Annotated in this window: 5 protein-coding genes; all 5 read left to right on the plus strand. The window is 66.7% G+C overall.

All coding sequences use genetic code 11. From position 1 onward, the window contains the following. The first annotated feature begins 482 nt into the window (after positions 1 to 482). Positions 483 to 1,157 carry a hypothetical protein gene (locus NZM16_RS02760; protein ID WP_295478372.1) on the plus strand — a complete coding sequence of 225 codons (675 nt, stop codon included), beginning with the start codon at positions 483 to 485 and terminating at the stop codon, positions 1,155 to 1,157. A 57-nt stretch (positions 1,158 to 1,214) separates the two neighbouring features. Next, positions 1,215 to 1,727 carry a DUF3592 domain-containing protein gene (locus tag NZM16_RS02765; RefSeq protein WP_295478375.1) on the plus strand — a complete coding sequence of 171 codons (513 nt, stop codon included), beginning with the start codon at positions 1,215 to 1,217 and terminating at the stop codon, positions 1,725 to 1,727. Between the two features lie 152 nt (positions 1,728 to 1,879). Beyond that, complete coding sequence (locus NZM16_RS02770; RefSeq protein WP_295478378.1) at positions 1,880 to 3,220, plus strand: hypothetical protein; 1,341 nt, start codon at positions 1,880 to 1,882, stop codon at positions 3,218 to 3,220. Between the two features lie 147 nt (positions 3,221 to 3,367). Continuing rightward, positions 3,368 to 6,130, plus strand: coding sequence for a hypothetical protein (locus NZM16_RS02775; RefSeq protein ID WP_295478381.1), 2,763 nt, complete (start codon positions 3,368 to 3,370; stop codon positions 6,128 to 6,130). 11 nt (positions 6,131 to 6,141) lie between these two features. After that, positions 6,142 to 6,411, plus strand: a 270-nt coding sequence (locus tag NZM16_RS02780; RefSeq protein WP_295478384.1) for a hypothetical protein, incomplete at its 3' end; no start/stop codon positions are given.

The following is a 6,411-nucleotide window of genomic DNA, read 5'->3' on the forward strand; positions in this document are numbered from 1 at the left end:
TGGATGTTGCAGGAAGGCGTGGGCGGGCTTTTTCCTCGCATCCCAGGATCTGGCGCGCCCTCACGTCTGTCTCCGAAACCAGTCGGGGGCCAGAGGAAGCGACGAGCCGTTCGGCGGCTTTCCCCTTCCTGCCATGTGGACGCTTTGTGGACGCTCGATCGCTATGCTGGATGTTGCAGGAAGGCGTGGGGCGGGCTCTTCCCTCGCATCCTGGGGTCTGGCGTGCCCTCGCGTCTGTCTCCGAAACCGGTCAGGGGCCAGAGGAAGCGACGAGCGGTTCGCCGCTTGAGACGCCCTCGCAGTGGGCGTCTACCTGCGTTTCGCCTGTAGGATCGGCGAATCCTCCTGCCCCCCGACCCGGGGTCTGAATCCGGCGGCTCCGGTCGACGCGTCTTCCCGGACTGCTGTTTCGGCAACGGGCTTCCGGCGTCCCGACCTCAACGCCCCGGCCTTTGTGCAATTCACACCGGGAGGATTTGGAGATGAGGAAGATGATCCCTTTTGTGTTGGCTCTCATGGGAATGGCGCTGGTGGTCGCGTGCGGGTTACCCAGGGCGGGGACGGAGGATCGCTCCCCTACTCCGCTCCCTCCAACGGAGGGGCGGGCGACAGCTACCCCAGCGCTTGCTCTGGTAGGGGCAGACCCCTCAACCCCGGCGCCGACCGCACGGCCAACGCCGACAGCGGTTGCGGATCGAACGCCTGCTCCGGTTTCCCGTAGCGCGCTGGTAGGCACTTGGCGGGCTGCTACGGTTGACATCCTGGCCGCGAACACCGAGCCGTATGGTGGACTGCCGCCGATCTTTCAGGCGTGTCGGGGAGATTATGTGATGGAGTTCGCGCCAGATGGTCAGTTTTCCCTGAATTACACCTTGGCGTGTCCGTTCGAGGGCATACCGATTACGATGGAGGGCCAGGGAACCATTTCCGGACGGTATGTGGACGATGGGTCTACCTTCACGCTCCAGGACGTCTCTGCCCGCGTGGATGTGAAATTAAAGGAGGGAGATCTCCCGATTGAGATGCCCAATCCAGGAGGCCCACTCGCGGCGCAGCCCGGCCCCATTTCCTATCGGATCGAGGGGGACACGCTGATTTGCACCTTCACCACGCCGGATGGGCATTCGATTGAACATCGGCTCACGCGCGTGCGATAGGCAAAGACGCTGACTCTGGAAACATCGGGTTTCTCTCTTTATGCGGAGGAGGCGACGATGGACTGGATCCTGAATCCGTTTCGAAGCCTGTCGGGCTTGTGGTCTGGCCCTCTGCTCGCCTTGATGGGGGCGCTAATCGCCTATGGGGGGTGGGCATGGCGAGGGCACACCCAGGCGATGGTAGGGTCCGCCGTCGAAGCCCGCGGCACGGTGGTCCGGCTGGTTCCCCAACAAACCAGCGAAGGGAACACGCTGTTCTATGCCGAGGTGGAGTTCACCACCGGGGAGGGGGAGGTCGTGCGCTTCCGGGACTCTACAGGAGCCAACCCGCCCGCCTATCGGGTCGGGGACACCGTTCGCGTTCTGTATGATCCCCGGGCCCCGCAGGCCGCTGTGATCGATTCATGGATGCTGTGGCTCCCCTCAACCGCCCTCATCGCGCTGGGCGGGCTGTTCATGTTTGCGGGTGGGATGGCGTTTCTCCAGGGGATCCTGACCCTGCTGGGCCTGGGCGGGCTGCTGGGAGCGCTGGCTTTCCTGGTGCTCCGACGGAAGTCATCCCGCCCGTAGGGGTCTGTCGGCGTTTCGCGGGAGGCCCGCGATCTGTCCTTACGAGATGAGAGCGAAAGAAGACCGCCGAAGACGTCCCCGACCTCGGAGATTTGTCCAAGACGAACAGGATAGGGGTTTGTCGGGAAAATTTCCAGACCCGGGAGGTGCAAATGCGTTCCGCTTCCACGTTGTCCTTTATGTGGATCGCAGCCGTTCTGGCCTGGTCCCTGGCCGGATGTCTTCCTCCCGAGGCGGAGGGGCCCGCTGGCCCTCCGACGCCGGGCGGCGCAACGGCTGTTCCGGCTACCCCAACCACCGTTCCAACGGCGACGGCTTCTCCCGCGGCGACCGCTACGGCGACCCCGGCCCCCTCGCCCACCTCGCCTCCGGCGGCGCAGCGTCTGGTGATCGCCTTTGTCAGCGGCGGCGATCTCTACGTGTGGCGCGAGGGGGAAACCGCCCGCCGGCTTACCCGCGCCGACCCGGAGACCGGCGCGCGGATTCCGATCAGCGATGACGGCCAGGTGATCGCCTTCTTCCGGGACGGCGAGCTGTATTCGATCCGCGCCGACGGGAGCAGCGAACGGCTGTTGGTGTCCCGTTCCTATCTGGAATCCCAGCGTCCTCCCGACGCGCGGGCAGTCTACATCATGGACTTCGACTTCGTCCCGGGGACCCATGAGATCTTCTTCCAGCTGGTGGCGGATACGGAGGCGTATTTCCAGTTCTTGAACGATCTGCGCTCCGTGAACGCGGATGATGGAACCCTGCGGGTGGTGCTGGAGCCAGGGCGCGGCGGGGGGCCCTGGGTGCTTTCGCCCGACGGCCGCTTCTTCGCCCTATCGCAGGGCGATCAGATCCGCGTGATCCGACGGGATGGGAGCGAAGATCGGGTGTTGCTCCGCTTCGATCCGGTTTCCACCCAGAGCGAGTGGCCGTATTTCCCCGAAATCGCCTGGCGGGAGGACTCCAGCGGCCTCTACACCATCATACCGCCGGCGCGGCCGGAGGAGCCGGGCGGGCGCAGCCGCTATTACTTCCTGCCGCTAGAGGGCAGCCCGGTCCTTCTGGCGGAGTTCTCCACGCGTGTCGGTTCCTTCCCCCGTCTCTCCCCGGACGGCCGGAAGGTCGCTTACGTCCGGGTCGAAGAGGGCTTGCCGGCCCTCTACATCCGGGATGAACAGGGAACGGAACGCCAAGTGCACCGTGAGCCGCCTTCCGCCCTTCCGGGGGCAGACCCCTTCCTCCTTCTGCTCGATTGGAGTCCAGACGCGCGGCGGATCGCCTTCTACAACAACCAGCTCAACTTCTGGGTGGCGGATGCGGAAGGACGTCTGATCTCCCTCGGGCAGCCGGAGGGCGAATGCGATCTCTGCGACATGCGCTGGGTGGATTCCAATCGCTTTCTGCTGGTCCGGGAGGGACGTCTGATCCTTAGCGATCTTGCCTCATCGTCCGAAACGCAGATCGCCGACTCCGTCCTCTCGTATGGGTTCCGTTTGGTCCGCTGAGGAGGTTCGACAAAGGCAGGGGAGGGGAGTTTTCTGGCCCCTCCCCTCGTGATGAGAGCGTGTCAGTTTCCGCCTCGCTCGTGAGATGAGCGCTCCGCGTGAAGCGCGGGAACATCCACCGATCCCAAGCCGAACAGGGAGGATCTGATGAGGCGCGTGCCCATCCTTTTAAGAGCCTTGCTCGGCCTTTTAGTGCTCGGGAGCGTGGCGGTTGCCGGGTTCCTCGCGTATGTGCGCCTGGTCGCGCCGCGGGAGCCGCCGACCCTGCCCCGGGTGACCCTGACGGAGGTTCTCCCGGAGAACCCCGCTGTCAACCAGCCGGTGTTCGTGTTTGGCCGCGCCAGCGATCCTGATGGCGTCGCTCGCATCGAGCTCTGGATCAACGGCCAGCAAGTGTCCGTGCAGACCAACCCGGACCCGGATGGGAACGTTCCCTTTGCGACCAGCCAGGCCTGGATCCCCAACGGCCCCGGTTCATATCTGATCCTGCTCGCGGCGGAGGATCGCCTGGGTTTCCGGCGGCAATCCGATCCCCGCATCCTGGAAATCCCTCCCGCCCCTGATCCGGCGGAGTCGGCCTCGCGGCCGCTGGCGCCGCAGACCCTGCAGTATGTGGTCGGGGAAGGGGACACCTGGGAGGGCCTGGCCGCCCGCTTCTGTACCACCGTGGAAGCGTTGCGCGGGCGGCACCCCGGGGTCAGCGAGCTCCGGCCGGGGGTGGTGCTGAATGTCTCCACGTGCCCGCCGCCGGCGGCAGAGGCGCTGCCAGGGGCGCCGGGCGCTCCAGGAGGAGGTGCTGGGGCGCCCGGAGGGCCGAGCGCTCCAGGAGGCGGCACGGGGGCGCCTGGGGGAGCGCCAGGAGCGCCTAGTAGCCCGGGAAGCCCTGGGGTGCCCGGAGGGACCCCGGGGATGCCACCAGAAGTCCCGCGGGTGGATCCAGCGCCTAGGCCGGCCCCAGGTCCGGGGGAGCCTTCAGGGGCACCACCGGCGGGGCCCGGACCGACACCTACCCTGCGGCCAGGAGAGCCTTCAGAGCCCCCTTCCGCAATGCCCACGTCGACGCCAGCGCCGGCGCCCGGCGAGGCCGAAGAGGCGAGGCCGGCGTCTCCGCCCAGGTGGGGAGGCATACCCCTCCTGGAGGATCTGATCGAAGACCTCCTCGCCCGGCCCGACATCGCCTGTGCCTTGAATCCCGAAGTCTGTCTCCCACCGGAGGGCCGGCCGCCTCGGGCACCCACTGACGTCCGCGCGGTAGTGGGGCCGGACGGCTGCTCAGTGGAGATCTCCTGGGTGGACAACAGCGACGACGAGCTCGGCTTCCGCATTATGGTCGCTCCGCCCCTGATCCCCGCCGCTGTAGCCCTGCTAGAGCCCCAAAGCGGGACCGGGACGCGGCTCCAGTTCGTCGACCGGACCCCAGGTAACCCGAATTGGGGCTACGCGTATGCGGTTGTCGCGTATAACGCCTGGGGGGAGACCTGGAGCGCACCCGCGCCGCTGGTGCGACGGACGGGATGCGCCTTGCCCGCGGGCGAGCGCCTGCCGCTGGCCGTGGAGGCTCTGGGGATCGCCCCGCGGGAGGGCGTGGATCGCCTGTATTGCTACGTTTCCTTAGAGAACTCTCCATTCGAGCGGGTCCCGCTGAGTGAGTTCATCCGCTTCGAAGGGGGAGCGTGGAACATCGCCCGCTACCTCAGCGGCCGCAACAAGGCCATCGTGAGGGCGGACGATCCACTGGAGATGGAGGTGGAGTGCCTGGGCTGGCAGGGCGGTTCGCTGGTGAACCTGGGGCGGATGCAGGCGCAGCACGGGTCAATGGATTGGGCCGGTGACCCCATGACCGGCACCTCGAACAACGGCGGCTTTACGCTCACTTATCGGATCTTCCACACTGATCCGTCGATCGATGACGAAAGCGGGCGGCCGCTGATCGACCCGCGCTATCCAGGGCCCTATAACCTGCGCGCCAGCGCCCGGTGGGAGTCATGCGCGCCCACGCCCGGCCTGCCGCCGAGGCCGCCGATGCCCTCCCCGTTTTCGCCGTTCCCACCGATGCCTCCTCCAGCTCCTCCCGAGCCGGGAAGGATATGCGTCTCCATGTCCGGGCCGGGGCTGGAGTGGGATTACACCCCCTTCGAGGGGGCACCCGTGGAGCCGCTTTACTACAAGGTCTATCGCCGCACGGCTTCAGATTACGGCACCCCTCGACTCCATCATCGAACCGATGGGCCGGTGCGGAGTGCCCCCCTCAGCGAGGAGCTATGCCACGAGACGGTGTTCTACAGCGTGAGCGCGGTGCTGCGACGCGATCCGATCACCGGAGCCGAGGTGGAGACCGCACGGAGCCAGGAGCTGGAGGTGCCGCCTTCCTGCGCGACCCTTGAGATCACGCTGGAGCAGTTCATGGTCATCGGGCCTACGCCGGACGGCGGCGCCTGTGCCCCGGGCGCGCCGCCCTGTGATGATCCGTCCGCGCTCGGCATTCCCTTTGTGGGACTGGGGGTATGTGGGATCGAGGGCTGTGGCGAATACGAAGTCTACGGGTGGTTCGACTTCAACGGCCAGCGCGTGCGCTGGAACTGCGACGGCGGTGGCTGTCCGCGCAGCGGGCTTAGCACGGGTTCGACACTCTCCGGCGCGGACATGTTCCTGGACCAGGGAGATGGGATGCGCCAGAACAACCACGTGCTGCGTCTCCCCATCCGCGGACCGCAGGGGTTGATGTTCTCCTTTTCCCTGCACGATCACGATAACTTGCTGGGGGATGACACCTGGGCCTTCAGCCCGGCACCTATTCCGCTGGCGCTCCCACGATCCCCCGCGGAGTGGCAGCAGGTCGACCTCCGCGTGCCGGTCCAGATCTTTCCGGCGGGCGTCCTCGAGCTCCGCCTGCGCGGGCTTCCACGATAGAGGAGGTGCCGATGAAGAAGACACTGTGGATGGTGCTGTTCGGATGGCTGTTGGCGAGCTGCGCCGGGTCGCCGGCAGGCCCGGGGCCCCGGGCCTGGATCGACGAGCCCCTCAACGGCGCCGCCCTGCCCTTAGGGCCTCTCTTGGTGCGCTCGCATATCGCTTCCGAGCACGGTGTGGTTTCGGTGACGCTGCTGGTCAACGGCGAGGCGGCCCGCACGGATAGCCCGAGCGATCCCTCGGGCCGCCTGGTGGAGATCACCCAGGTCTGGATGCCGCCC

The sequence above is a fragment of the Thermoflexus sp. genome (assembly GCF_025055495.1).
Taxonomy (GTDB): Bacteria; Chloroflexota; Anaerolineae; order Thermoflexales; family Thermoflexaceae; genus Thermoflexus.